This window comes from Alteripontixanthobacter maritimus, assembly GCF_003340475.1.
GTDB lineage: Bacteria > Pseudomonadota > Alphaproteobacteria > Sphingomonadales > Sphingomonadaceae > Alteripontixanthobacter > Alteripontixanthobacter maritimus.
Genome location: NZ_QBKA01000002.1, coordinates 1,816,710 through 1,842,087, shown reverse-complemented (window position 1 = coordinate 1,842,087; position 25,378 = coordinate 1,816,710). Strand labels below are relative to the sequence as shown.

The 25,378-nt window shown below is 60.4% G+C and carries 20 protein-coding genes and 1 tRNA gene; 9 read left to right on the top strand and 12 right to left on the bottom strand.

Features of this window, described 5'->3' with window-relative positions; all coding sequences use genetic code 11:
- The first annotated feature begins 50 nt into the window (after window positions 1-50).
- Entirely contained in the window at window positions 51-2,141 is a 2,091-nt protein-coding gene (locus tag HME9302_RS09155) for a RelA/SpoT family protein (RefSeq protein ID WP_115366763.1), read from the top strand.
- A gap of 5 nt (window positions 2,142-2,146) precedes the next feature.
- Here the strand turns inward: HME9302_RS09155 and HME9302_RS09150 are convergent, their stop codons facing one another.
- Window positions 2,147-3,229, bottom strand: coding sequence for a peptidylprolyl isomerase (locus HME9302_RS09150; protein ID WP_407641321.1), 1,083 nt, complete (start codon window positions 3,227-3,229; stop codon window positions 2,147-2,149).
- 95 nt (window positions 3,230-3,324) lie between these two features.
- Here HME9302_RS09150 and HME9302_RS09145 point away from each other — a divergent pair.
- Window positions 3,325-3,412, top strand: a tRNA-Ser gene (locus HME9302_RS09145).
- Between the two features lie 90 nt (window positions 3,413-3,502).
- On the opposite strand, the gene HME9302_RS09140 is transcribed toward HME9302_RS09145, so the two are convergent.
- On the bottom strand, window positions 3,503-4,225 hold the full coding sequence (locus HME9302_RS09140) for a Crp/Fnr family transcriptional regulator (protein ID WP_230079945.1): 723 nt from the start codon (window positions 4,223-4,225) through the stop codon (window positions 3,503-3,505).
- Between the two features lie 285 nt (window positions 4,226-4,510).
- Here HME9302_RS09140 and HME9302_RS09135 point away from each other — a divergent pair, with 285 nt between their 5' ends.
- The gene (locus HME9302_RS09135; RefSeq protein ID WP_115366761.1) at window positions 4,511-5,653 is read left to right on the top strand and encodes a glycosyltransferase; all 1,143 of its coding nucleotides are present in this window, start codon (window positions 4,511-4,513) and stop codon (window positions 5,651-5,653) included.
- Here HME9302_RS09135 and HME9302_RS09130 read toward each other — a convergent pair.
- The 3 genes from HME9302_RS09130 to HME9302_RS09120 are packed head-to-tail and all read right to left on the bottom strand — an operon-like array spanning window position 5,539 to window position 9,754.
- The gene (locus HME9302_RS09130; protein WP_115366760.1) at window positions 5,539-6,516 is read right to left on the bottom strand and encodes a glycosyltransferase family 2 protein; all 978 of its coding nucleotides are present in this window, start codon (window positions 6,514-6,516) and stop codon (window positions 5,539-5,541) included. The two genes, HME9302_RS09135 and HME9302_RS09130, sit on opposite strands and share 115 nt — an antisense overlap.
- A complete protein-coding gene (locus HME9302_RS09125) occupies window positions 6,513-7,685 on the bottom strand; it encodes a glycosyltransferase family protein (protein WP_115366759.1) in 1,173 nt (390 codons plus the stop codon). Before HME9302_RS09125 ends, HME9302_RS09130 begins: the two co-directional genes overlap by 4 nt.
- Window positions 7,682-9,754: an HAD-IIB family hydrolase gene (locus HME9302_RS09120; protein WP_181815725.1), complete on the bottom strand. Its 2,073-nt coding sequence runs from the start codon at window positions 9,752-9,754 to the stop codon at window positions 7,682-7,684. Before HME9302_RS09120 ends, HME9302_RS09125 begins: the two co-directional genes overlap by 4 nt.
- A 196-nt stretch (window positions 9,755-9,950) precedes the next feature.
- On the opposite strand from HME9302_RS09120, the gene HME9302_RS09115 reads away from it, so the two are divergent.
- The 3 genes from HME9302_RS09115 to HME9302_RS09105 all read left to right on the top strand — a co-directional run bounded on the left by HME9302_RS09115 (window position 9,951) and on the right by HME9302_RS09105 (window position 12,026).
- Window positions 9,951-10,445 carry a flavin reductase family protein gene (locus tag HME9302_RS09115; RefSeq protein WP_115366757.1) on the top strand — a complete coding sequence of 165 codons (495 nt, stop codon included), beginning with the start codon at window positions 9,951-9,953 and terminating at the stop codon, window positions 10,443-10,445.
- Window positions 10,446-10,579: 134 nt separating this feature from the next.
- Entirely contained in the window at window positions 10,580-11,071 is a 492-nt protein-coding gene (locus tag HME9302_RS09110) for a DUF421 domain-containing protein (RefSeq protein WP_230079944.1), read from the top strand.
- Between the two features lie 19 nt (window positions 11,072-11,090).
- On the top strand, window positions 11,091-12,026 hold the full coding sequence (locus HME9302_RS09105; RefSeq protein WP_115367623.1) for an isopenicillin N synthase family dioxygenase: 936 nt from the start codon (window positions 11,091-11,093) through the stop codon (window positions 12,024-12,026).
- Window positions 12,027-12,088: 62 nt separating this feature from the next.
- On the opposite strand, the gene HME9302_RS09100 is transcribed toward HME9302_RS09105, so the two are convergent.
- Window positions 12,089-15,052 (bottom strand): MASE1 domain-containing protein, encoded by a 2,964-nt coding sequence (locus tag HME9302_RS09100; protein WP_115366756.1) that lies wholly within the window; start codon window positions 15,050-15,052, stop codon window positions 12,089-12,091.
- Window positions 15,053-15,148: 96 nt separating this feature from the next.
- Between HME9302_RS09100 and HME9302_RS09095 the strand changes: the two genes are divergently transcribed.
- Entirely contained in the window at window positions 15,149-15,892 is a 744-nt protein-coding gene (locus tag HME9302_RS09095; protein WP_115366755.1) for a TonB family protein, read from the top strand.
- Window positions 15,893-15,988: 96 nt separating this feature from the next.
- Window positions 15,989-17,038, top strand: coding sequence for a mannose-1-phosphate guanylyltransferase (locus tag HME9302_RS09090; protein ID WP_115366754.1), 1,050 nt, complete (start codon window positions 15,989-15,991; stop codon window positions 17,036-17,038).
- 76 nt (window positions 17,039-17,114) lie between these two features.
- On the opposite strand, the gene HME9302_RS09085 is transcribed toward HME9302_RS09090, so the two are convergent.
- The 6 genes from HME9302_RS09085 to HME9302_RS09060 form a co-directional block, all read right to left on the bottom strand.
- Window positions 17,115-19,673: an HWE histidine kinase domain-containing protein gene (locus tag HME9302_RS09085; RefSeq protein ID WP_115366753.1), complete on the bottom strand. Its 2,559-nt coding sequence runs from the start codon at window positions 19,671-19,673 to the stop codon at window positions 17,115-17,117.
- Entirely contained in the window at window positions 19,670-20,236 is a 567-nt protein-coding gene (locus tag HME9302_RS09080) for a biliverdin-producing heme oxygenase (protein ID WP_115366752.1), read from the bottom strand. The genes HME9302_RS09085 and HME9302_RS09080 overlap by 4 nt, the downstream gene beginning before the upstream one ends.
- 163 nt (window positions 20,237-20,399) lie before the next feature.
- Window positions 20,400-20,702, bottom strand: a complete 303-nt coding sequence (locus HME9302_RS09075; protein WP_115366751.1) for a polyhydroxyalkanoic acid system family protein — start codon at window positions 20,700-20,702, stop codon at window positions 20,400-20,402.
- Complete coding sequence (locus HME9302_RS09070; RefSeq protein ID WP_181815724.1) at window positions 20,702-21,520, bottom strand: hypothetical protein; 819 nt, start codon at window positions 21,518-21,520, stop codon at window positions 20,702-20,704. Before HME9302_RS09070 ends, HME9302_RS09075 begins: the two co-directional genes overlap by 1 nt.
- 13 nt (window positions 21,521-21,533) lie before the next feature.
- A complete protein-coding gene (locus tag HME9302_RS09065; RefSeq protein ID WP_115366750.1) occupies window positions 21,534-22,781 on the bottom strand; it encodes a toxic anion resistance protein in 1,248 nt (415 codons plus the stop codon).
- A gap of 83 nt (window positions 22,782-22,864) precedes the next feature.
- Complete coding sequence (locus tag HME9302_RS09060; RefSeq protein ID WP_115366749.1) at window positions 22,865-24,619, bottom strand: fatty acyl-AMP ligase; 1,755 nt, start codon at window positions 24,617-24,619, stop codon at window positions 22,865-22,867.
- A 144-nt stretch (window positions 24,620-24,763) separates the two neighbouring features.
- On the opposite strand from HME9302_RS09060, the gene HME9302_RS09055 reads away from it, so the two are divergent.
- Window positions 24,764-25,357 carry a regulatory protein RecX gene (locus HME9302_RS09055; protein ID WP_115366748.1) on the top strand — a complete coding sequence of 198 codons (594 nt, stop codon included), beginning with the start codon at window positions 24,764-24,766 and terminating at the stop codon, window positions 25,355-25,357.
- Window positions 25,358-25,378: the final 21 nt, after the last annotated feature.

Here is a 25,378-nt window from a genome sequence, read left to right as displayed (position 1 = left end):
CGCGCTTTTCCCTTGCCGTCTCCCGATCCCTGCGCACATGATGCGCGGCGATGCTGAGGCAATATGAACTGGTGGAGCGGGTCAAGGCGTACGACCCGGACGCGGATGAGGCGATGCTCAACCGGGCGTATGTCTATACCGTGCAGAAACACGGTAGTCAGAAACGTGCCAGCGGCGATCCCTATTTCAGCCATCCGGTCGAAGTCGCAGGGCTGATGACCGACCTGAAGCTGGATCAGGAAACCATCGCTACCGCGCTGTTGCACGATACGGTGGAAGATACGCTCGCCACGATCGACGATATCGAGGAGAATTTCGGCCCCGAGGTGGCCCGGCTGGTCGATGGCGTTACCAAGCTCAGTAAGATCGACGCCATGCCCGAGGATGACCGGGCAGCTGAAAACCTACGCAAGTTCCTGCTCGCGATGAGCGAGGACATTCGTGTCCTGCTGGTGAAGCTGGCCGACCGGCTGCACAATATGCGCACGCTTCACTTCATCAAATCGCCGGAAAAACGCCAGCGCATCGCGCGCGAGACGATGGATATTTACGCCCCGCTGGCAGAGCGCGTGGGGATGTACGAATATATGCGCGAGATGCAGATGCTCGCCTTCGAACAGCTGGAGCCCGAAGCGTTCAATCTCATTACCGACCGCCTGGCCGATATCCGCAAACAGGATGGCGGGCAGGTGGATGCCATTGCATTTGCCATGAAGCAGGCGCTGGCAGGCGCCGGACTGGCCGTGGAAGTGTCGGGGCGCGAGAAACACCCGTTTTCCATCTGGCGAAAGATGGCCGAACGCCACGTCAGCTTCGAACAGATCACCGACATCATGGCGTTTCGCGTAATCTGCGAAGACGAGGCCGATTGCTATCGCGCGATGGGTATCCTGCATACCACATGGCAATTCATTCCCGGCAAGTTCAAGGACTACCTCTCCACGCCCAAGAACAATGGCTACAAGTCGCTCCACACCTCATTGATCTACGAAAACTCCATGCGGGTCGAAGTGCAGATCCGCACCCGGGACATGCACCGCACCAACGAATTCGGGCTGGCGGCGCACTGGGCTTACAAGCAGGGCGACAGGCCCGATGGGCAGGTGGGCTGGCTGCGCGATCTCATCGAAATCGTGGATGCCAGCCACGATTCCGAAGAACTGCTCGAACATACGCGTATGGCGATTTACCAGGACCGGATATTCGCGTTCACGCCCAAAGGTGCGCTGTTCCAGTTGCCCAAGGGGTCCAGCCCGGTCGACTTCGCCTTCGCCGTGCATACCGATCTGGGTGCGCAGACGGTGGGCGCGAAGATCAACGGCCGGCACATGCCGCTGCGCACGCCGCTCAGCAATGGCGACGTGGTGGAGATCATCAAGGCGAAGAAAGCGGAACCGCAGCTCGCCTGGCTGGGCTTCGTGGTAACAGGCAAGGCGCGGGCGGCTATCCGGCGCAGTGTGCGGCTGAAGGAACGCGCCGAAGTGGCCGAACTGGGGCGCAAGCTGTTCGATGATATCGCAGTCCGCTTGCCAGCGCGCATCGGCAAGAAAGCCACGAAGGACGCCGTGAAGCGGCTGGAAATGGCCGATGAAGAGGCGCTCATGTATGCCATTGGTGCGGCCAAGATAGACGACCGCGAGGTGATGGAAGCGCTGGTCCCCGGGTGCACGGCGGCTTTCGATACTCAGGAAGACTGGCCTACGCAGGAGAAGACGATCTCAATTCGCGGGCTGACGGCGGGTGTGGGGTTCGCGCTGGCCAAATGCTGCCATCCGGTACCGGGGGATCGAATCGTGGGTCTCAGGAAATCGGGCGAGGGGGTGGAAGTCCACACTATCGACTGCATCGAACTGGCCACCGGCATCGATACCGACTGGCTGGACCTGTCATGGGGCAAACGATCCCATGGCGCGACCGGGCGGATGCGCGTGACCTTGTACGACCGCCCCGGCACGCTGGCCGAGATGGCGGTGCTGTTTGCGCAGAACCACGCCAATGTGATGACATTGGAACAGGTGCAGCACGACAAGCCGTTCCAGATGTACGAAGTGGGGCTGGACGTGAAAGACCTCGCCCACCTCACCCGCATCCTCAGCGCATTGCGGGCGAGCGATGCGGTGGCGCAGGCGGAGCGAATTTAGTTCCGTTATTGCGTCGCGGTTCGCCGCACCGGCACCGGGATATTGCAGATATCCGCGCCGCCTGCGGGCACGATGAAGAAAGGATCGCGCCGGTTCGCGCGTGCCTCGGCATATTGTGCGAAGGTCTCGCTTTCAGTTGAGAGGAACTCGAATTGCGGCTGTTCGGCCTGAGGCAGGTCGCTGGCCACGCGCACGGTCTGGATGGCGGTTCGTCTGGATGGGTCGGTATAGAACCCGAGATCGCCCTTGCCGCGCGGCAGGCTGGAAAGATGCTCCATCCCCTCGATCACCCGGCCCACCAGCGCAATGTTGCGATCGAGATGGCGCGGCGCATGGCCGATGACGGTGTAAAGCTCCGCACCGGAGCCAGTATCAGGGGAGTAGCCGCGGCCTACGCCGACCATGCCGTAGCAGTGGATGGGCCACCACGGAGCGTCTCCGGTCTCTCCTTCTGAACTGACCGGCCAGCTTTGAAAGAATTCAACCCACTGGGAGTAGCTGTCACGTTGATGCCATCCAGCGAATGTGTGGGTGGTTTGCGTTGTTCGTACATCAGGGCTCACGTTATGAAAGTCTGGATCCTCTGTTTGGGACCAATCCATTGCCGCAAACTGGACCCGATTGTCCTCGGTAAGCTCCATTCCATTATGAATGAGCGTCACATCGACAGTCGTCGTCGTATAGTCCGCTTCCTCCATCACCCGCAGCCCCTCGGGCAGCGGCTTCGCCTTACCCTCCGTCTCGGGGTTGTCGTAATTCGGATCGCCCCACTGGACGACGTAATTGTCCTGCACCCTGTTGACGCTGATATTGTCGTACCACCCGCTCCGGGCGAACAGGCGGATGTTTTCCACCCAGCCTTGCGAAAATGGCGCAGGCATCAGCTGCAGCACCACCTCGCGCGGGTTGCCATCCCGATCCGGCGCTAGCATCATCACCAGCAGGTCTTCCGCCGAAATGGTGATCCATTCATCGGCAGACGCGCTGGCGACGATCTGGTTGGGGGAGGGAGCGGCACCCGGTTCCTGCGCTTGTGCTGATGCGGTAAGAGTGAGGGCGGCGGCGACCATTGGGATAAATTTCATCATGGCCGCGGGTTTGGCACGGGATTGCACCTTGCGAAAGCCCCCCGCCGCCGCTAGACGCGCGGCTTCGCTCGAAGACTTCGGTTTTAAGGCGATGCGGAGACGTGGCAGAGTGGTCGATCGCGCTCGCTTGGAAAGCGTGTATAGGGCAACCTATCGAGGGTTCGAATCCCTCCGTCTCCGCCATTATTGCCACTAAGTGCACCACGCGCGTGGATTTGCTCCCGAAGTTGAGACAACACGCGCCCGGCCCACCTTCCGCCTGGGTTACCGTCATCACTTCGCCAAAGCGCGCTCGTCCGCCCCTAAGTCGAGCGCATGGCCAACTTCCAGACCGCCTTCACCGTACAAATAGGCGGGATCGAAACTGGCGATTTTTTTCAGCTTTTCACCATCGTGTATGATTACCCGACCGCGGCGAAACTCCATCATACCAGCTTCGCGCAGATCCTTCATCGTGCGGCTGACATGGATGGTCGACATACCGCACATATTGGCCAGATGGATTTGGGAAAACGGCGTCTGAAACCCTGCTTCCTTGCCCAGCTCGACCATCCGCAGGCGGTACCAGATTTCACAGATAAAATGCGCGACTTTCCCCATCGCCCGCAGCTGCCCGACCTTGCGAATCCATTCGCGATGAATGGAAGCGTCCAGCAAGGTCGAGAACCAGAACAAACGCGCCAGATGCGGCTCCTCCAGCATGACCTGTTGCAGGCGCTCGTGCGGAACATAACCTACCGTCACGCGCCCAACAGCTTTTAAATCATGGTCCAGCCGCTTCAGAGCGAAGGCGTGTAAATCGACAAAATCGCCCGGCACCTGCAGCCCTACGATCGCTTCTTTCCCGTCGGCCTCGATCGTGCGGAGCATGAACCCTTCGATCAGCAACATCGAATGGTTCATGTATTCGCCGCGTTTTACGACAACCGTTTCGCCGGCAAAAGTAACCGTCCGGTCTATAAGACCTTCCAGAACACTCTTTTCATGGTCGGTCATTGCATGTCGCAGACGGCTTTGTAGAAAACGGCCTGTCAGTGGATAGTCAGCGTCGGGCATGAGAAACATTCACTCCTACCGAGAGGTACGTTCCGCACGCTCCCGTATTGCGAACAGCTTCACCACAAACCGGTTCCACGTCAAGCGGTTAACATTCGTTACAATAGGAACGTGCAACATTGTCTTCCGTTGATTTACGGTTGGTTCGACCGACGCAAAGCGGATCGAGGTCGGTTCGCCTGATCGCTGCCAATTCCCAGCATCTTTCTTCGGAAGTTTTGTTACATGAAAATTGCCGTTCTGGCGCATATTCGCCACGCGATCGCGGAACCGTTCATGGGCGGGATGGAGGCTCATTGTCATCAACTGGTTACCGCGCTGCGTCGCAGGGGTCACGCCGTGACACTGTTTGCTGCGGGTGGTTCCGACCTTCCAGATACGGTTCACACCTGCCCGCACCCCTGTGAGAACGTGCTTCCCTACGATACATGGCAAGGTAGCGATGAACTGCGTGCCTACCAGCAGCAAGCTTTTGCTAAAGCTTGGCGGGCTATCGATGGGGGTCGATATGATGTCGTGCACAACAACTCGCTGTTTACGCCAGTGTTGGACTGGGCGCGCAAGTCGGGGCGGGCGATGGTTACGTCCCAGCATGTGCCGCCGTTCAGCATGATGCGCGACGCGGTTGGCCGCAGTCATGGCGACCTGTCACAGCAATTCACAGTCACCTCCCGGCAGCAGCTCGCGATGTGGGATGCAGTTCGCGGATCGAATATGAAAGTGGTGCATAACGGGATCGATCTGAACGACTGGCCGGTGGCCGATCAACGCGGCGAGCGACTGGTCTGGTTTGGCCGGATCACCCCTACCAAGGGCTTACGCGAAACCGTGGCGGCCGCCCGGATCGCGCAAGCCTCGCTAGACATTGTCGGCACCGTCGAAGACGAGCTATATTTCAACGAATTCGTTACGCCATATCTGAACGACCGGATCCGCTATTGTGGCCACATGTCGGGAACCGCTTTACGACACAAGGTCGCCCACGCGCTGGCAGCTGTGGTTACACCCATGTGGGACGAGCCTTTCGGGCTCGTAGCCGCCGAAGCGATGGTGGCAGGTGTGCCGGTTATCGCATTCGACCGGGGCGCGATGCGCGAAGTGCTTGGCTCATGCGGCCAGCTGGTGCCTGCTGGCGACGTTTCAGCACTGGCGCGAGCCATGTCGAAAGCCCAGTTTCTGGATGGCGCATCGTGCCGCGACCGGATCGCGAAACACTTTTCGGTCGATCAGATGCTTGACGGGTATGAAGCTCGCTACGAGGCAGCGATCTCCGGTGCAGCGCGCATCGCCCGGCCTGCAGCTGTTGTCCCTGTCGCTCCAACAGCTTCGGCTTCCAGCACTTCTAGCACCGTCGCACTGCTCGCATAGGGCTGGTGCGACTGCTGCCTGGTCAAAGCGAGGTCCGCCTCATTGGGGTCGCGCAGTTTTCGCCAGCCCGCTTCGCTTCGTTCGGCCAGTCCCATCAGTGAGAACGCCTTCAGCCAGTGATCCATCGTTTCCTCGCCCCACTTCTCGACGAAGCGATGAACATTGGCGAGAACGCTATCGATGTGGTGCACCGGCGGCATGTGATGCGGATGGTATTGGTGATAGGCCTTTGCCCCGCGGACCCACCAGATCGGCAATCCTGATGTAGCCACCACCCGGCCGAAATCGGTGTCTTCGCCGCCATAGCCGACATAGTTCTCATCGAACCCGCCAGTAGCTGCGAAATCCTCGGCGCTGATCGCGAAGTTCAACGACCAGAAACAGCGGTAGTCGGAACAGCGATCGATCTGTCCCTCGGGTGGTCCGCGCCGTTCGGAATGGCGCACTCCTACCCGGTCGAAGGCGGCGTAGTCGAACCCATTATCTGCAGCGCTGACACTTGCGGTCGCGCCGGATGGCAAGTAGGCTACCTCGCCCATAAACACACCGTCGCCGGTCTTGGCTGCGTCGATGTAATCACCGACCAAATCGGGGTTGGGAATGCAGTCTACATCCAGATATATCAGCAAGTCGCCGATGGCTTCAGCAGCGGCAACATTGCGTGCTTCAGCCAATGGTATGCCCGACGAGCCCATCATGATCTGTCGTACGGGAAAATCGCAATCGGGCAGATCGTACCGGTTCTCCTGCATTACGGCGATTACCAACTCGTCCGGATGCACTGTAGACTGGGCAAGCCCACGCACGAGATTGGTCAAATGTTCATCGCGCCCGAAAGCGAGTGTGCAAACCGATGTCGTCATGCTGAAACTCCTGATGTCAGTACGCTGTCGTTGGCCGTTGGCGACCACAGGCGATTGACAAGCGTATCAACGGCCTTGGCCGCGCGCGGTGCAGCGTTCGGATCGACCAACACCTTCTGCTCGGCCGGATCGAGCGCTGCGGCGGCGTGCCAGAGCTTGCGCCACGCCGCTGCGCTGCCCGGCCATTGCCGAGCCATCGCAGCGACGCCGGCAGTATCCAGCGCTTCGGCTTTTGCTGATTGTTCTGCAAAATAACGCCATTCCGGTACCACCACCCACGGCTTCCCGGCAGCAGCCGCCATATGAACCGTCGTGTTGCCGCAACTCGATACCAACCTGTCAGCCGCAGCAATCCAGTCCTGCGGGTTGTCGACCCAGCCGAGATGACGCAGATTACCTGGCGGCGTTTCGTGCCATTCGGTTTGCATCTTGCCCAATGTGACCCATTGGCTGTCGGGCTCGTCCCGTGCGCCAAGCGTTAATGGAGCAGATGGCAAACCCGTACCGCCACCACCGCCGATAACGATGACAAGGTCGATGTCCGCGGGAATGCCGAGCTTCGCACGGGCAACGTCGCGCTCGGGAAGCGACGCGCAATCCACCCCGATGCCGGGCGCATAAATGGTCTTGCGCGTCATCCAGCCCGGCCGATCCGCTTGCTCCAGCGAACGGGCATAAGGTGCAAACAACGCCATCGCACCGCGATAGGCTGCGATATGTCCGGGATCGTCACGCTCGCCATGTTGCAGCACCGCCATGTGCGGGACCGATGCGATTCGGGCGAGTTGAGCCAGTTCGGCGGACACATCTGTAATGAACAGTGCCGGAGACGCTTCGACAAACCATTGCATGATCGCACCGGTGGCATGAGTGATGCTGAGCCAACCTACTGGCGCACAGTGCAGGGTATCGGGCGTCTCGGCATTTGCGAGAGCGGGGGGAACGGGCGACGCATTATCGTCCGCTTCGAACAAGGACGGGATGACAGACAACCCGATGCGATCGTCCAGGTCCGGAAAAATGTCATCGCGCGCGCAGAACAGCTGCACTTTGCGTGTATCCGCCAGCGCGTTCGCGATAGCTGCTGCGCGTTCGGCATGGCCGCGGCCCTGATGATGGACGAAATAGCCGATCGGTCCATTCGCGCGCGCGTTACCGGTATCGTTCATGCTGCTTCTGCCATGGTTTTCTGGATCTTTCGGCGATAAGCGATGAGGCCTTCCAGGACCCCTGCGGCATAGCTTCGACGGGCCATGTAAGGACCGTCTTGCCCAGCGAGTTCGCGCAGCTCGGCTTCGCAATTTGCGACCACGATCGCATTGGGACAAGCGGTCAGCATATCGGTGTCGTTCCCGCTATCACCTGCGACGATAACCCGGTCGAGCGGTATGGAAAGCCGCCGTGCGACGTGCCGCATCGCAGCGCCCTTACCGGCTTTGGCAGGTAGTATGTCGAGCAGCCGATCATGGCTGAACACAACGCGGGCCGCTACGCCGCCATCCCGCAAGGCTTCCCGAATGCGGCCGACAAGAGCGGCTTCATGAAGAAAGTAACTGCGCTTGAACTGTCGCTGTTCGACACCTGCCTGCGGTATGGCCTGCGGGAACGCTTCCATGACCTGCTCTACTCCCGCTACATCCCAGCCGGACGCAATGGACTGGCTAAAGCTGTCGTCACGCTTCAGCCCCGCAGTTCCGGCGTGACGAATTTCAGTTCCGACAGAGGTGACCAGCACCTGCGGTTCGGGCAGGTTCCAATCGGCCAAAATGCGCCGCGCCTCGATCAGGGACCGGCCGGTAGCAATTCCAAACACCATATCGCGCTGGACATTCAGGAAGCGCGTCAGGCGATCAGCCGAAGGCCGACACCCGGTCAGCGTGTTGTCGATATCGCATAGCACCAAGGTGCGCGGAGCAGTTGCCGCAGGCACTTTGCGGATCGGCGATACCGATGCGGTCTTGCGCGAAACTAGCGAGGCGGCAATGCGCCTGAATTGTGCGGCATAACTGTCCCAGCGGATATTCTTAATATTCCTGCGGCCGTTTTGCGACGCTAATGTCCATTTCGCCCGGTCATCCAGCAAGTTGACGATGGCAGCGGCAATAGAGGACGGGTCCGTAGGTTCGACCAGCACCCCGTGCTGCAGTTCATCCACGATATCGACTGGGCCGCCATGACAGGTCGCCACGACCGGAACCCCGTGCACGGCGGCTTCCAGGATCGTCAGGCCGAACGGTTCGGTCAGCGCGGGATTGACGAACACTCCCCCGCTTTCCTGCGCCAGCCCATACAACCCACGGACGGACGACTGGTCGTGGCTGCGTGGGTACGCGACGTGTCCGTGCAGATCGTATTTATCGATAGCGTCCGTCAGTTGGCGGATGACACGAACCTGTTCGTCCTCGCCGGTATCGATCGAGCTTCGCTTCCCCGCTAGCAGGACGAGGTTTGCCCGGTCGCGCAACGTTGGGTGCTTGCCGAATGCATCGACCAGGGAAATGAGGTTCTTCTTCGCCACCGGCCGCGCGATAGCGAGAATTGTCGGCCGCTCCGGATGGCGCAGGAAAGGGGCCACCAATGCCCGCGCCGCAGCAATATCGCTTTCGCTAGCGGCTGTCTGGTCGATCCCGGGACATACGCGCCTGATCGTTTCTTCGCGCGCCGATGGATAGGCGGCAAGCTGTCGTTCGCATTCGTCGCGCGATGATCCAATGACCGCGTCAGCGCGCCCAATGGCATTGTCCTCTTCGGTGATCCGCGCTGCAAGCTCTTGGCTATCTCCGCCGATGGCGCTCAACTTGTCCCGGCCGAGCGAATGCGGTGTGTAAATAAACGGTATCCCCAATGCATCGCGAACCGCGAGAGCCACATCGGCAGCGTCGGCAAAGTGCGCGTGAATAACATCCGGCAGTTTCTCGCGGGACCGAAGTTCCGCCAGCAAGGCCGAGATGAAGGCGGGGCGATCGGCAGACAGCGCTTCTTTCCCGAGATACTGGCGATTGCCGCTATCGATCCGGGTTATCCGCAGTTTGTCGGTAACAATTTCGATTGGCATCGCATGTGCTGCGCCCAAATCCGGTGCATCGAAGAGCCGGGTAACAATTTCAGCTGACTGAATATCCGCACGGGACGCCAGCGCTTGCATCACGCCCAGCAAGTAGGTGATGTGACCCCCCGTATCTTCGGTAATTCCATATCGCGGACAGCTTGCTACACACCCACCAAGGGCGATACCCATAACTTGCATCGATTAACGCCTACAGCCGCGAGCTGGATCGCCCGCGTCACAATATCTACGCAACTGTGATGTTTGCCGTTCCTGTTTTAGCTTTTGTTTAAGCGGTGTAGCCAAACCAGCAACAAAGACATTGGCGCTGGCGTCGCGGCGGGGTATCGGGAGGCAATGCTGCTTTGCCACCACGATCGAGCCTGTCATGGCTGAAGGCGGGCCTACGCTGTCCTCCCCGCTGCAGACGGGGTTCCGTTCGGCCATGCGGCGGTTATCTTCCGCTGTCGGAGTGGTGACCGCGCATTCGCCGCAGGGGGCAGTCGGAATGGCGGCCACATCGATCACCTCGCTGACGATGGATCCGCCCACGCTGCTATTGTGCGTGAACCGGTCCAACTCGTTCCACGCAAGGATGGCACAGGACGAGCTGTTTGCAGTGAACCTTCTGTCCGACCACCAGCGGGACATCTCGATCGCGTTCGGCGGCGCGATGCGGCATGAGGACCGCTTTACTGTCGGCAGGTGGGGTGAAGACGATCATGGCCTGCCATGGTTGGAAGAAGCGCAGGCGAACCTTACCTGCCGGGTGGCAAAGCTGGTGCCATATGGCACGCACACGGTCGTGATTGCAGGGATAGAAGCGGTGCGGGTGGCGGAAACCATAAGTCCGCTGATCTATCAGGATGGCAGCTACCTCTGATCATTTGTTACGGACACAAATGCAGGGTGTGTGCCGCGCATCTGGCATGATACGTTTGAACGATAGCCCTGAAAGCGGGCCAGGAAAGGGCGACAGCCATCTTCTATCCCGACAATACGATAATCGACGCCATCTTGCGCGGACTGATCCTGGGAAGCATCGCCATGCTTTGGGTGGTGGGTTTGGTGCGCATAAACGGCCTTCGCTCGCTGTCGAAAATGACCAATTTCGATTTCATCATGACGGTGGCGATGGGTTCGCTCGTCGCGGGTGCGGCGCAGGCCACGAAATGGTCCACGGTGGCGCAGGTTGCCGCTGCTATGGCGGGCCTATTTCTGTTTCAGCATGTCGTCGCCCGGCTCCGCAAGAATTCGGACGCATTCGAGACCGCAATTCAGAACGAGCCAATCCTGCTGATGAAAAACGGAGAAATTTGCGAAAAGGCGCTGGAAATTACGCGGGTTGCACGGTCCGACCTGATTGCAAAACTGCGCGAGGCAAATGTGCTCGATTTCGCGAAGGTACAGGCGGTTGTATTGGAAACGACCGGCGACGTCAGTGTGCTGCATGGCGACGATCTCGACCCGGTTCTGATTCAGAACATTCGCGACAAGACTGGTGACTAATGCTGCTGCTGACAAGGCGATGACTGGCGCCGACATCCGGATCGCTACGGTTTCGCTGGAGCGGCCACTTGCGGAACTGGCGGCCACGCTGGGGCAGGGTTTCGCCGAAACCGGTTTCGCAGTGGTCGAGGATCACGCCATAGATGCAGGCCTGATCGCACGGGCGGAACAGCTGGCTCAAGATTTGTTCGCCTTGTCCGAAAGCGAAAAGATGTCCGGCCATCGCCCCGGAACGGGCGGGGCCCGGGGCTATACCCCGTTCGGTACCGAAAAGGCGAAGGACGCGCGGGTCCATGACTTGAAAGAATTCTGGCATATCGGACGAGAGTTGGGCGCAAACCATCCGCTCGCGTGGGGAATGCCGGAAAACGTCTGGCCTGAACAACTGCCCGAATTCGCCGCAACATTCCGCGCCCTTTACACCGCATTCGAGGCGGCAGGGGCGCGCATACTGGCTGCCATCGCGATCCATCTGGGTTTGCCGCAAAGCTGGTTCGAAGATCCGGTACGCGATGGCAATTCCGTGCTACGCGTGTTGCATTATCCTCCTTTGCCCGATGACCTGCCTGCCGGTGCTGTGCGCGCGGCGGCGCATGGGGATATCAACACCATCACTTTGCTGCTGGGGGCGCAGGAGGCCGGGTTGGAACTTCAGACAAAGGACGGCGAATGGCTCGCTGTGAACCCGCCAGCCGGGGCGCTGGTTGTGAATATCGGTGATATGCTGGAACGGCTCACCAATGGTCGCCTGCGCTCGACCCGGCACCGCGTAGTCAATCCCGGAGGAGCAGCGGCGCGGCGGTCACGCTATTCCATGCCGTTTTTCTTGCATTTCCGCCCCGACTTTCTGATCGAAGCCCTGCCGCAATGCGTTGCGCCGGGGGACCGGCTCGCCAAGCCGATCACCGCGCATGACTTTCTGGCCAAGCGCCTGCGCGAAATTGGGCTAGTCTGACTGATGGGGCTTGACTGACGGGGCTTGGCTGACAGGGGCAGACATACTGGCCGTAGATGGTGTCAGGCGGCTTGCAGCAGTTCTTCGGCCAATTGCCGGCGAACCTGCCCCGATACCTGCGCGCGCAGGGCACGCTCCAGCGCAGCCGCTTTCTCTCCCAGCTCGGTTTCGCCGAACATTCCTGCGGTCCCTGCCAACTTGTGAATGGTCGATGCGAGCGCATCGAGATCGACGCCTTCCAATGTTCCTGTGCGGATGGCGTCGGCCACCGCGTCCAGGGCTTCGGCGCGCCGCTGGTGCCACTTTTCCTGCAAAGCATCATGCGCAGCCGGTCCAGCTGGCGAGTGCCCGCCAGATTTTGGCTTGGTGGAGAGCGGCGGGTTACCGCTGTTCGGCTGCGACAGGTTGCCTGGCCCGTGCTTTACGGCAGGGATCGGTAAGTCGTCGTAGCGCCTTCGCGGCAACTCGGCCTCTTCGATGATGCGGGTCGGCAACCAGCGCTGGAGGGTGGTGACAAGATCTTGAAAGACCAGCGGCTTTGCCAGATGAGCCTGCATTCCGACAGCCTTGGTCGCAGCCACATCTTCCGGAAAGGCGTTGGCGGTGAGGGCGATGATCGGCAATTCCTGCGGTGAGATGCCAGCCGCGCGAATGGCGCGTGTGGCATCGTAACCATCGCATTCGGGCATCTGGATATCCATCAGCACCAGATCGAATGGCTCGCCTGCGCCGCGCGCATCGGCAATCGCGGCAATGGCCTGATTGCCGTTCTCCGCGATGGTCACATACTGCCCGCACCGTTCCAGCATGGCGCAGACCAGCATCCGGTTGATGTCATGATCTTCGGCCAGCAGAATGTTGGCACGCGGCATGGTATTCTCGTCCATATACGGCTCGTCTCCGGGGGTCGGGATCACGTCGCCACGCACGGTGTCGGCCTGATGCGTTGGTGCGTCGGCCCCGAGCATTGCAGCGCCTGTATCGGCCTCGACCAAGGGCAGGGTGAGGGCGAAAACCGAACCCCTGCCATTGCGGCTTTCAGCATCCAGCGTTCCGCCGAGCAGACCGGCCAGCTGACGGCTGATGGTGAGGCCAAGACCGGTCCCGCCATACCGGCGCGAGGTGGCCCCGTCGGCCTGTTCGAACGGGCGGAAGATATCGTCCAGCCTGTCTTCGGGAATTCCGATACCGCTATCGGTCACTTTGATCGTCAGCAGCTGATCCTGCGGTCGCGCAGACAGCACGACCCGGCCCTTCTCCGTAAACTTGATCGCGTTGCCAAGCAGGTTGAGGACGATCTGGCGCAGGCGCAGCGGATCGGTTGTGATGCGAGGGGGCAGCGAACTGTCCCAATCCAGTATCAGCTCCAGCCCCTTGCTGCGCGCATTTGCCGTATGAAGCTTGAGACAGCCGTCGAGCAGATGTTCCAGATCGACAGCCGCATCGGTAATCACGATCTGACCGGCTTCGATTTTCGATACATCGAGGATATCGTTGAGCAGCGCCATCATGGTGTTACCGCTTTCAAAGATCAGGTCCGCATATTCCTGTTCCTTGGTGCCGAGATCGCTTTTCAGCAACAGATCGGCAAACCCTAGTACGCCGTTCATAGGCGTGCGGATTTCGTGGCTCATATTGGCCAGGAACTGTGATTTGGATTGCGCTGCGTTTTCGGCATGGCGGCGTGCGCGGATCAATTGCGCTTCCAGTTCCACGCGGTGCGTCACGTTGCGGGCTGATACGACCAGACCGGAAACCTTGCCCGTGTCGGCATCGAGTGTGGTGGCGCAGTCGGCCTCCAGCCATTGCGGCTTTCCATCCGCACCATCCATGAGCCGGCGAAAGGTAAAGCGTTCTGTTTCTACTTCACCCGAGTACAGCCGTTCCAGCACATCCGAGATCGCCCCGTGGGAATCCTCGTGCACATCGCCATTGGCGGTCTTGTCGAGAAGGTCTTCGGGATCGCGCCCGAGAACGTCGCGGGCAGACGGGGAAGCATAGGTGGCGATGCGATTGCTATCGTACCTGATTACGGCATCGGTGATATTGTCGGTCAGCATGGACAGCAATGCTTCGCGGTCGCGCAAATCCTTCAAAATCGCGCGGCGGCGATGCAGGACCGCGGCAACCGGCAGGCCGACAAGGAAGCTCGACGCAACAAACCCCTGCAAGGTCAGCAATTGCGATCCAAGGGAGTCCTCGACCAGAGTAATCGGCCCATAGCCGTACACTGTCGCCAGACTGGCGATGACGGCCACGTTGATAATCGCGAACGCCGTACCCAGAACTCCGAGCCGGAAAGCATGGGCCAGCATGACCGGACCGATCAGGAACAACAATGGATAGGTAGATTGGAAGAAAACCGCGCAGGTAACCAAAATTCCAGCCAGCGTTATGACGGCCCATTCGATCATCCGTCCCGGCGAAGGTATTCGAGGATGGCGGAGCGCGTCACCTATTACGAGAATTGTGGGGGCGATGACGATCATCCCTAACCCGTCAGCCAGCGCCCATCGTGCCCAATTGCCAAGATTCACGCCCGCACCGGAGGCGAGCACCATCGTCGCCAGGGTTGCCGAAATCATCGGTGCCACGATACCGGCTGCCAAGGAGAACCAGGCCAGGTCGCCAATCTGCCGCATATCCGGTCGTGCAGAAATAACGCGCCGGGTCAGGGCCAGGGCGACGATAATTTCCACCGAATTGCAACTGGCCAGTCCGGCCGCCCGGTATATACTGTCGCCCACAACAAGGTTTGCCGAGACATTACCCAGCCATAGCGCGGCCAGAAATATGTTCTCTCCCTTCAGGCGCACACGCAACAGGAACGCCACGGCAATCGCATTGGGTAGCCATACGGCTGCGAACCGGCCCTCGCCGCGAGTGAGATCGATCCCAAGATAGGCCAGCAGACCGAACACGGCACCGCCCGCCAGCGCCGCCGCTGCCAGCTTAGGGGCAGACAGCGCGATCGGCGCGGATATCCCGCGTCCAGCCTTGCTGCCCATTTCCTTGCCCGCCTGCATCGCATATCCCTTCTGTGAAGGTTATAGAGAGCCGGCGCGCGATCCGGGCGCAGGTAGTATCAGGACCTATGGTCCGGTTAAGGGTTTGTTACAGCCATGGCGCGTGAAGGCAGTTATTCCACCATCCGGCAAAAGCCGCGCCCGCTCACCATAACGGCGATCATATTGCTGCATATTCTGGCGATGTACGGACTGGCGAAAGCCTTTGCGCCGGAAATGACTGGCTCCGTCGAGCGCTCCGTGGTCTCCGCCTTCACAGTCAATATCACTGCCCCCGAGGAAGAAGTGCCACCACCACCCGAAGTGGAGCCGGAACCGGACGAGGGTGCGCAAGGTGATCCCGGCCGCGAGGCTGTGGCCAAGCCCGTCGCCGCTCCCGAACCAAAGGTAGTGATCAAGCCGTCCAAGCCCATGCCCAAGGCGACTTCCACCGGCACCGCAGATACGTCGGGTGCGGCCGATCAGGGTAGCGGAACCGGCGCGGCTGGGACGGGCCTTGGTACCGGCGGCGGGCAGGGCGGTGACGGGGCCGGCAATGCCCGCCCGCCGGTTGCAGTCACCAAGCCCCAACATATCTCGGGCGGGATCGACAACGTGCGCGATTATCCCATTCCGGAAGGCGGAAGGCAGGCCCGGCGCGGCAACAAGGTTACCGTGAAAGTGACGGTGGGCGTGGATGGGCGAGCGTCCAATTGCAGCATCTTTCGCGCAAGTCCCGATCCCGAGGCAGATCGGCTAACCTGCCAGCTGGTGGTGGATCGCCTGCGCTTCAAACCGGCAAGCGACAGCAATGGCAATCCGATCGCCGCGCCGTTTTATTGGCAACAGCGCTGGTTCTGATCGTGCTGCCGGTTATGGCGTCCATGTGGTCGCCGGTGGAAATTGCATTGGCCCGGTAACTTGTCGGCAACAGCCGCGTGGTATTTACTGCGCACAATGACCTCTATTCATCCCGTCATCCTGTGCGGCGGCCATGGTACGCGCTTGTGGCCGCGGAGCCGCAAGAACCGGCCCAAGCCCTTCCTGCCGTTGCTTGGAAGCCGTAGCCTCTTCCAGCGCACGCTTGACCGCTGTACCGCGCCTGGACCGTTTGCGCCGCCGATAATTGTGGCGGGTGCCGACCATGTCGCGCTGATCGAGGGGCAATGGGGTGACCATGGCGAAGAAGCGCGGATCGTGGTGGAGCCCGAAGGGCGCAACACCGCGCCCGCTATCGCTTTGGCCGCCGCATTGTTGCCGCCCGAAGCCATCATGCTGGTCTGTCCCAGCGACCATCACATCGCCGATGCAAACGCCTTTCGCGATGCCGCCGCCACCGCTGCCCAGTTGGCGGGTGAGGACTATCTGGTTGCGTTCGGGATCGAACCGACCGCGCCCGAAACAGGTTATGGCTATATCCAACAGGGCGAAGCGGTGCCGGGCGGCTATACCGTGAAGCGGTTCGTGGAGAAACCAGACGCTGCATTGGCCGAGGCGTTCATTGTGGATGGCGGGTTCAGCTGGAACGGCGGTATTTTCGCTTTCCGCGCAGGACATCTGCTCGACGAATTGCGCGATTTGCGCCCCGGCATGGCATCACTCGCCCAGCAGGCTGCCGCTGGTGCGCGCCGCGAAGATCATCTAATATTACCGGATGCCGATGCCTTCAAGGCCATCACCGGCGAGAGTATCGATTACGCAGTGATGGAAAATACTCAGCGCGCCGCAATGGTGCCCGTTTCCATGGGATGGTCGGATATTGGAAACTGGCGAGCGCTTCACGAGGCGCGCCCTCACGACGATGCGGGCAATTCCGTTTCGGGTCCGGCGAAGCTGGTGGATTGTCATAATGTAGCCATCGACAGCGACGGGACGGATGTAACGGTGCAGGGCTGCGAAAATATCGTGGTCGTGGTCGATAATGGCCGTGTCCTGATCACTGCGATGGATCGCGCGCAGGATGTCGGCAAGTTGGCTGGTAGCGATACGGACTTGCCCAGCCGTTGAACGATACCAAGTTTGTTTCCGGAAAAACTACTGTGCGGGCCTGTCCCACACGAGACACTGCGTAAATCGGCCAGACTCAGCCTGCGCCGTAAATTTCCAGAACGCGCGCAAGATCGTCCTTGCCGTAAGGTTTGGTCAGCACACCCAGCGCGCCCTTTTCGCCCAGAATGCCTTCGCCATCACCATAGCCTGTGGCGAAGTAGAACGGGATCGAACGTTCGCGCAGTTCATCCGCGATGGCTTCGCTTGTTTCGCTGCCAAGGTTGAAGTCCAGCAACGCGAAATCCGGAGCAGACTCCTCGATCACAGCCATGGCGGACTGAACACTGGCGGCGGTGGATACTTGTTTCACGCCTAGCGACCCGAACATATCTTCCGCATCCATGGCGATAATCATACTGTCTTCGACCAGCAGCACATGGTTTGGCAAGGAGGGCGCGGCAATTTCGGAAGGCATTGCAATTTCCTTCTCGTCGGCAGCATCGCGCTCTTCATCGGTCATGTCGGTAAGGAACCGGGCTGGGATTACGAATGTCGCTTCCACACCGGTTTCAGGGTAGCTGATTTCAGCCTCACCCTTTAGCTCAAACGGTATGGACCGTTCGATAATGGTGCTGCCAAAGCCGCGCCGGGTCGGTGCCCTGACCGATGGCCCGCCGATTTCCTGCCAGCCGATCGACAAATCGCTGTCCGCTGTACGAGATAGTGCAATCTGCAGTTTGCCGCTGGAATCACACAACGAGCCATATTTGGCCGAATTGGTCATCATTTCATGCACGACCAGCGCCAGCACAGTGTAGGCTTCCGGCGCGATCAGCATGTCTTCGCCGGTAACGCGGACGCGGTCGTCCTCAACCTTCAGATAGGCATCGGCTTCGTTATCGATCAATTCCTTGATGGAAGCCGGTGACCAATTCTTGCGGGTGATGTTGTCATGCGCAGATGCCAGCGCGCCGATCCTGCCGCCGACGATATCGATGAAACTGCCGATATCTGTCGCTTCGTCGCGGGATTGCCCCAGCAGGCTACGGATCAGGTTCAGGATGTTTCGCACGCGGTGGTTGAGTTCCGCGATCAGGAGATCCTGCTGCTGTTGCGCGCGATCCTTGAACTGCGATGCCTCGTCCTGCAGGCGCAGCACCACCTCGACCAGCGTCTGGCGCAGGCTTTCGGCGATCTGCAAGTCGGCTTCGCTCCAGCTTTCACTATGCCCTTCGCGCGACTGTTTCCATTCTGCGAAGCTCGACCGCGGCGTCAGCTGTCCGCCATCAGCGGCTGCAGTTACGGCCTTGTCGGGATTGCCCGCCCAGGTAACCGTCTGCACCAGCTCGCGGCGCCACAGAATAAGGTAGTCCCGTGAGGCGCGGGACGTGGGAATGATCAACGCGCCTGCCGCGACCTGAGCAATCGGAGCGGCTTCGGGGAATTCGTTTGCGATATGATCTGTAGCAACAACCTGGGAGGATGTCAGCTTCTCGAGCGCTGGAAGCAGGGCCGCAAATTGCTGTTCGTCAGGTGCATGACCCCGGGCGGTATATCTGCCGTCCAGATAGATGCTGGAGCCATCATGCGGGATGACTTCGCTAATCAGCGCGTCGATCCGCGGAAGCTCCTCCGTCAGCGGTTTGCCTTCTGCAAGTTCCCCCATCAGGTCGTTGTGCAGCACGCGACCGCGTTCGGTTGTCCGGGCCTTTTCATCTGTGATGGTACGATCCAGGAACATCGAAAATAGCTGCGAAAAAAGTTCGGCAGCTGACCGGCTGGCATAAGGCAGTACGCGGCGTTCGTAGTGGTGGCAGGCGAACAGACCCCACAATTCGCCCCGCACGACGATCGATATCGAAAGCGAGGCCTGCACGCCCATATTACGCAGATACAGAAGGTGCACTGGCGAAACTGCGCGCAGCGTGCTCATCGAAAGATCCAGCGGCGTGCCGGACGGTGTCAGCGGTGGCACGATGGGAATGCGTTGCCCGTCGATATCGGAAATGATGCGGAACAGGTTGCGCAGATACAGCGCGCGGGCCTGCACCGGAATATCGCTTTTCGGGTAGCGCAGCCCGGTATAGGTTTCCAACCCGGGCTCAAGTGCCTCGGCGATGACCTCGCCGCTATGGTCGTCACGGAACTGATACACCATTACCCGGTCGAAACCGAGCAAATCCTTCAATTGCTCGGCCGCAGCCTGGCAGATTTTCTCGACCGTGCTTTCTTCCTCGACCACCAGCATCATGCGCCGCAAACCGCCCATGTCGGAGGCGTAGGATTGCGCTTCGTGAGCTTCGTATTCGATCAGGACGAGATCGCCGCTGGCATGGATCGCGCAATCGAACAACTTGCCCGAACCGACCAGATCGATCCCGAACACGCGCTGCACCTCATCCGCCTTGCCGAGCGCTGCCACAGCTTTCCGGATCGCCGTTGCAGCGTCCGGCGAGAGAACTTCTGTCAACGACGTGCCAGCGCCAAGATCCGCATCCGTCCCTGCAATCGCGGACGCGTTCTGCGAATGCTGAACGATTTCCCAATCGCTGTTGATGGCAAGCAAGGCGCCGAAATCCTGCACGTAACCCAGTTCGTGGATGGGTTCCCGGTCGCAATCGGTAAGGTCGAGCTGGTCGAGCGGATCGGTCATGCCGCCAGCCTTTCATCCGCTAGTGCAACTTGCACGAAATGTTCGAACATCGCCGTGGCCGACCTGATGGCGGGGGCAGGATCGCGCACATCCTCCTCCAGCAACGGCCGCAACCGGGCGAAGAATTGCGGCATTGCAGGATCGGACAGGAACGCGACAGGCATTTGCGGCGCGGCATCGCACACTTGGCGCAGCATCATCCGGTTACCCAGAGATGATCCCGCGAGCACCCAGGCCGCACCCAATGCCGCCGATTGTGACGAGGTATCAATGCCAGCCAGTATCGCGGTATGTTCCGCCTCCGGCATTGAACGGCCAAGCTGGGTAAGATCGGCGCTGATAAGACTGGCCAAGGGCGGCGGGCACAGCGCGTGCGGTAGCATCTGTCCGGCCCAGTCTTCGGCCCCCTTGCGGGCGGCATACTGAATTTTCAGGAAGCGCGCATATCCTGCCACCGTGGTTCGATCGAACCGCGATATTGCCCGGTCCAGCCGGTCATGTAACGCGATCGTTTCGCGCCTAAGTATGGTACGCAATTGCTTGCGGCCCGTATCACGGCTCAATTGGAATTTCCTTCTCGCACCCGTCCAACAGAATGCCCACCAGGATCGTGGTCTAGCAGCTTGCCTGCGAAGAGCAAAGGCCGTTCGAGGGCAGCGCCTAGTATTCGCTGGCAAGTTAAACTAAATTAATTCGCGCCAATAGTCGTGGTTAAGGGAACTTCACCTATGTGGGGCCGAGCAGTTTCTGACCACGATCGCGTATTCCGCGTTCGATCAATGGTTTGAAGAAACTGAGCGCGGGCGGCACGTCCATGTCGACGATCAACTGGCCTTCCGCCACCTCGATGGTACCGCCCACCTGCTGGCCCATGGCCTGCACCGACAGGTTCATCGTGTCTTCGTCCTTCCAGCTATGGTGAACGTTCGCCACTCCGCCGGGAAGGTGGTTCTGAAGTTCCGGAATTCGTTCCGACATGCGCCGGCGCACTTCCTCTTTCGGCAAATTATGCGGGACTGCTACGCGCATCAGCTGGTACCTTTTGCAGGGGACGAAAGCGACGTCGTATCCCCGTTGCTGTGGCCGCCGACATGATCGTCCACCGGCGTCGCGCCATATTTGTAATCGAGATAGCGGGTGCGGATCGACAGATCGTCGATCGAGCCTTGCGCCAGTTGGCGGTTTACGCTGTTGATTTCGTCCCGGATCAACTCCATTCCCTTTACCAGCTTGTGCGTCGGGCTTAGCGTATCGCTGCTGCCGCCCTGTTGTTCATATCGCATGGTTTCAGGGATGCTGCGGTAGCCGTCAATCATTTCCGGCAGATCCTCGCCCACCAGCTTGCGGACTTTGTGCGCGGCAGGGTGGTTTTGATCGACCTTTTCCAGCTGCAGGCCCAGCGTGTCGAGCTGCACGCCCATGTCGGTCACCAGATCGGCGGCCGGTGCCGGGAGGGCGGGGCGCTGCGCTTCCAGCCATAATTCCGTGCGGCCGACCATTTGCTGCACATTGCCCTTGTTGAGTTCTGCGCGCTTGGGGATCTTAACCTTGCCCAGCATTCCGACGGCAAGCCAGGCTGCCAGTAGCACCAGAGCGGTCGTCACGATGCCGCCGAAACCCAAGCCGTTGATGACCATGCCGACAACTATCGCGCCAACCAGGACCATCAGGGTCACGATGGACAGGTTGCGGATCGTTTTCAGGAATGCCTTGCGTTTGAGGGCTGCCGATCCCGCGCCGATGCTGGCGCCTATATTCCGCCGGTGACGTCCGCCTGCACGATTGTCGTCGCGGACGATGCGCGCTTCCTGAATCAACCGATCGGAATTGCTGGTGAGGTCGCCCATCAGTCCGCGTTCCTCAATTCTCGATGCTCAACAGGTCGCTTTCGGGTGCGGCCAGCTTGGCCGCCTGCGCCTGCCCCTCGGCCCGCGCGATGTAGCCCTTGGACTTCTCCACCTCGCTGGAAAGCGTGGTGACCGTCTGCTTCATGCTGTCGAGCGCCTTCAGCTTGAACTGGTCCACCTCGTCCATCGTGTCATAGACGTTCTGGAACGCCTTTTGCAGCGTTTCCAGCGGGATCGTGCTGCTGGCGGCCTGTTCGTGGATCTTGCCAGTCTGTTCGCGCAGCAGGGTGCCGGTGGAATCGATGATACCGGCCGTCGTCTCGTTCAGCGACGTGATCTGTTGCAGCACCAGCCGCTGATTCGTCATTGCCTGCGCCACGGTGACTGCGGTGCGGAGTGCTCCCACGGTGGTGGTGCTGGCACGATCCACGCCCTTCACCAGTTCGACGTTGTTCTTCTTGACCATGTCGAGCGCGAGGTAGCCCTGCACGCTCACTGCCATCTGGGTAAGCAGGTCCTGGGTGCGTTGCCGCACGTAGAACAGCGCGCTTTCCCGCAGGGCCTTGGCCTTGGCGGGGTCTGTTGCGTCGAGTTCGACCGCTTTTTCCTCCAGCCGCTCGTCCAGCGTCTTGGAGATGTAGATCATCTGTTCCAGCTCGCCCATCGCGTCCCACAGCTTGCGCCGTTCTTCATCAATGGTGGCGTTGTCGAAAACCAGTTCGTCCTTGCCGCCTTCCAACCGTTGGAGGATGGCTTGGATGTGGCCCTGCGCACTGGTGTAGCCGTCGAAATACTTCTTCACCCGGTTGCCGAACGGAATGATTCCGAACAGCTTGCGCGGCGTTAGCTTGCCCTTCCGACCGGGATCGAGATCCTCCACCGTGCGCCGCAATTCCGCCAGATCGGCACCCACACCGCTGTCCTGGTCCATCGCCCGGATCGGCCGGTCGAGGAAGCGGTTGGACATCTGTGCCGCGGCCGCCAGCTGCTTGCGGCCCATATTCGTCAGCTGATCGACCTTCTTGCCAAACTCGGGTGAATTGGCATCCTGCGCCACCAGATCATCGATGAAGCCGTCGACCTTCGTGTCGAGCTTGGACTTCACCTCCTCGCCCACCGGCACCAGGCCGGCGGCCTTTTCGGGTGCCACTACCGGCACCGGATCGGGCGGCGTCAGGTCGAAATCGCTGACGGGCGCGGTGGTCGCTACGGGTTTGGCAGCGGCCCCTGTTGGGCTGGCGGCTTGGGGTTCGGGATCCATGGCGCGTCGATACTCCGTAAAAGCAGTTCCAACTGTATTAGGATGCTAAGACACGGTCTGCAAGAGACGCGCGCGACGTAAAGTCAGGCGGCCAGATCGAGCGGTTGTATCTCGCCGGAAAGATAGAGGCGTTTGGCCTTGGCACGGCTCAGCTTGCCCGAACTGGTACGGGGCAGGCTGCGCGGGGGGACCAGTTCCACCACGCAATTCATGCCGGTGATGGAGCGTACCTTGTCGCGGATCTGATCGCGCAATTCGCGCCGTTCGCTGTCGCCGCTGACCCGGCAGTGGACCAGCACAGCCGGCGCTTCCTCGCCTTCGGTTTCGACCGAGAAGGCAGCGATGTCGCCGTGGTTGAAGCCGGGAAGCTGCTCCACCGCCCATTCGATATCCTGCGGCCAGTGGTTCTTGCCGTTGATGATGATCATGTCCTTGGCACGGCCGACGATGAACAGATATCCGTCCACCATGTAACCCATGTCGCCAGTGTCCAGCCAGCCGCCTACCAGGCATTCGGCAGTCGCGTCGGGATCGCGGAAATAGGAGTGCATCACGCTTTTTCCGCGGCACCAGACCTTGCCGATTTGATGGTCGGCCCGGATGGTATCGCCTTCGCCGCGGATCTGCACTTCCATGCCTTCCACCGCCTTCCCGCAATTCACGATCGCGCGGTAGCGGGCAGGCCGGCTGAGGTCGCGTTCGGCCCCTGACAGGCGTTCTTCCTCGACCAGCTCGACCCGGATACCTTCGCGCGGAGGCATCACGGTGACGGCCAGCGTCGCTTCTGCCAGACCATAGCTGGGAGTGAAGGCATTCGCCTGGAAGCCTGCCTCGGCAAAGGCATTGACGAAATTCTGCATCACGTCGGGGCGGATCATGTCCGCACCGTTGCCTGCCGTGCGCCAGCGGGAAAGGTCGAACTTGTCCGCTACATGCGTCTGGCTGGATACGCGCCGCGCGCAGATATCGTAACCGAATGTGGGCGAATAACTGAGCGTGGTGCCTTCGTTGCGGCTGATTAGGCTGAGCCACGCCAGTGGGCGGCGGGCGAAGTGTTCGGTCTTGAGATAGTCGCCCGAAACCTGGTTGGAAATGAGCGACAGGAAACAGCCGACCAGCCCCATATCGTGATACCAGGGCAGCCAGCTCACGACGCGGTCGTTCATCCCGACATCCATCGCCACGGCATGCCCGCGCAGATTGTCGAGGAGCGCCTCGTGCGTAACCGCGACGCCCGTGGGAAACCGGGTCGAGCCGCTGGAATATTGGAGGTAGCAGATATCCTCCGGCAGCGCTTCGGGCAAGTCGGCTTCCGGAGCGTCGGTCGCGGAAAAACTGTCCCAATCGGCCCCGTCGCAGCCCTGACGATCGGCGGCGGTCTTCGCCATGTCGGCGATGTCGGGCGGATAGATCAGCATCTGCGGGTCGGAACTCGCCAGCTGCACGGCAATCTGGTCGACATAGCTGTCCTTGCCGCCGAAGGTCGTGGGCAAAGGGAGGGGCACCGGCCAGATACCGGCATAGACCGCGCCGCAGAACAGGGCCGCGAATTCCGGGCTGGTTTCTGCCACCAGCGCCAGCCGGTCACCCTTATTCAGGCCCGCCGCCAGCAATCTGTGTGCCTGCGCCAACGCATCGCTGCGCAGTTCGGCGTAAGGATAGGCCCGCTCCAGCTTGCCGCGCATATCGTGGAAATTGAGGCCCTTCTGACTGGTCGCGGCGTAATTCATCGCATCTGTAAAAGTCGCGAAATCGCTGCGACGCCGGGGCAGGGGGCAATTGTTTGGGGTGGGCTGGAAAGCCGCTGCATCTTTGGTTTTTAGGGAAATATCGTTCATGTCGTCATTGCAGACCTGTAGCGGTGAACGGCGCGTTTACCGCATGTCAGTCGGTCTGCATCTGGCTCCCTGTACTATTGGAGAATAGCTTGAGATACTGCACAGGCTGTCCAATCGGGTGAGTTTGTGGCACGAATAAGGCCAATGACCTTTGGAAAGCCATCCGGCAAGCCTTCGAAGAAATATGGCGAGCGGCGCGAAAAACGCCCGCCCAAGCCACTCGACCCCACATCCCTGCGCGATCTGGCCTTGTCCTACGTCGCCCGGTTTTCCACCAGTTCGCACAAGCTCGAGCAGTATTTGCAGCGCAAGTTGCGCGAGCGCGGGTGGAGCGAGGATGCCGAGGAGCAGCCCGATACTGCCGCGCTCGCGCAGAAATACGTCGAGCTGGGCTATATCGACGACGAGGCTTATGCACGCGCCAAGTCCGGCGGGCTGCTGCGGCGCGGGTATGGCGCACGGCGGGTATCACAGGCTCTCCATCAAGCAGGCATCGACGAGGCTATCCGCGAAGAAGTCAGCCCGGGTGAAGCGGCCAGGCGCGAGGCGGCGTTGGTTCTGGCACGCAAACGCCGCTTCGGACCGTTCGGCCCAACTGTCGACCGTCCGATGCGGGAAAAGCACCTCGCCCGCATGATCCGGGCCGGACACGGCTTCGACACCGCGCGCGCTGTGCTCGATGCGCCTACCGAAGCTGCTGCGGAAGAATGGGCGGCGCAGGCCTATCTGGACGAATGACCCTCATAGCGCGATAATGGT

Excerpts from the sequence above, each read along its gene's own strand:
- HME9302_RS09090 (WP_115366754.1), top strand. The coding sequence starts at position 15,989 with ATGACCTCTATTCATCCCGTCATCCTGTGCGGCGGCCATGGTACGCGC.
- HME9302_RS09070 (WP_181815724.1), bottom strand. The coding sequence starts at position 21,520 with ATGGGCGACCTCACCAGCAATTCCGATCGGTTGATTCAGGAAGCGCGC.
- HME9302_RS09060 (WP_115366749.1), bottom strand. The coding sequence starts at position 24,619 with ATGAACGATATTTCCCTAAAAACCAAAGATGCAGCGGCTTTCCAGCCC.
- HME9302_RS09150 (WP_407641321.1), bottom strand. The coding sequence starts at position 3,229 with ATGATGAAATTTATCCCAATGGTCGCCGCCGCCCTCACTCTTACCGCA.
- HME9302_RS09130 (WP_115366760.1), bottom strand. The coding sequence starts at position 6,516 with ATGACGACATCGGTTTGCACACTCGCTTTCGGGCGCGATGAACATTTG.
- HME9302_RS09085 (WP_115366753.1), bottom strand. The coding sequence starts at position 19,673 with ATGACCGATCCGCTCGACCAGCTCGACCTTACCGATTGCGACCGGGAA.
- HME9302_RS09125 (WP_115366759.1), bottom strand. The coding sequence starts at position 7,685 with ATGAACGATACCGGTAACGCGCGCGCGAATGGACCGATCGGCTATTTC.
- HME9302_RS09100 (WP_115366756.1), bottom strand. The coding sequence starts at position 15,052 with ATGCAGGCGGGCAAGGAAATGGGCAGCAAGGCTGGACGCGGGATATCC.
- HME9302_RS09140 (WP_230079945.1), bottom strand. The coding sequence starts at position 4,225 with ATGACCGACCATGAAAAGAGTGTTCTGGAAGGTCTTATAGACCGGACG.
- HME9302_RS09095 (WP_115366755.1), top strand. The coding sequence starts at position 15,149 with ATGGCGCGTGAAGGCAGTTATTCCACCATCCGGCAAAAGCCGCGCCCG.
- HME9302_RS09075 (WP_115366751.1), bottom strand. The coding sequence starts at position 20,702 with ATGCGCGTAGCAGTCCCGCATAATTTGCCGAAAGAGGAAGTGCGCCGG.
- HME9302_RS09135 (WP_115366761.1), top strand. The coding sequence starts at position 4,511 with ATGAAAATTGCCGTTCTGGCGCATATTCGCCACGCGATCGCGGAACCG.
- HME9302_RS09055 (WP_115366748.1), top strand. The coding sequence starts at position 24,764 with ATGACCTTTGGAAAGCCATCCGGCAAGCCTTCGAAGAAATATGGCGAG.
- HME9302_RS09120 (WP_181815725.1), bottom strand. The coding sequence starts at position 9,754 with ATGGGTATCGCCCTTGGTGGGTGTGTAGCAAGCTGTCCGCGATATGGA.
- HME9302_RS09065 (WP_115366750.1), bottom strand. The coding sequence starts at position 22,781 with ATGGATCCCGAACCCCAAGCCGCCAGCCCAACAGGGGCCGCTGCCAAA.
- HME9302_RS09105 (WP_115367623.1), top strand. The coding sequence starts at position 11,091 with ATGACTGGCGCCGACATCCGGATCGCTACGGTTTCGCTGGAGCGGCCA.
- HME9302_RS09155 (WP_115366763.1), top strand. The coding sequence starts at position 51 with ATGCTGAGGCAATATGAACTGGTGGAGCGGGTCAAGGCGTACGACCCG.
- HME9302_RS09115 (WP_115366757.1), top strand. The coding sequence starts at position 9,951 with ATGGCTGAAGGCGGGCCTACGCTGTCCTCCCCGCTGCAGACGGGGTTC.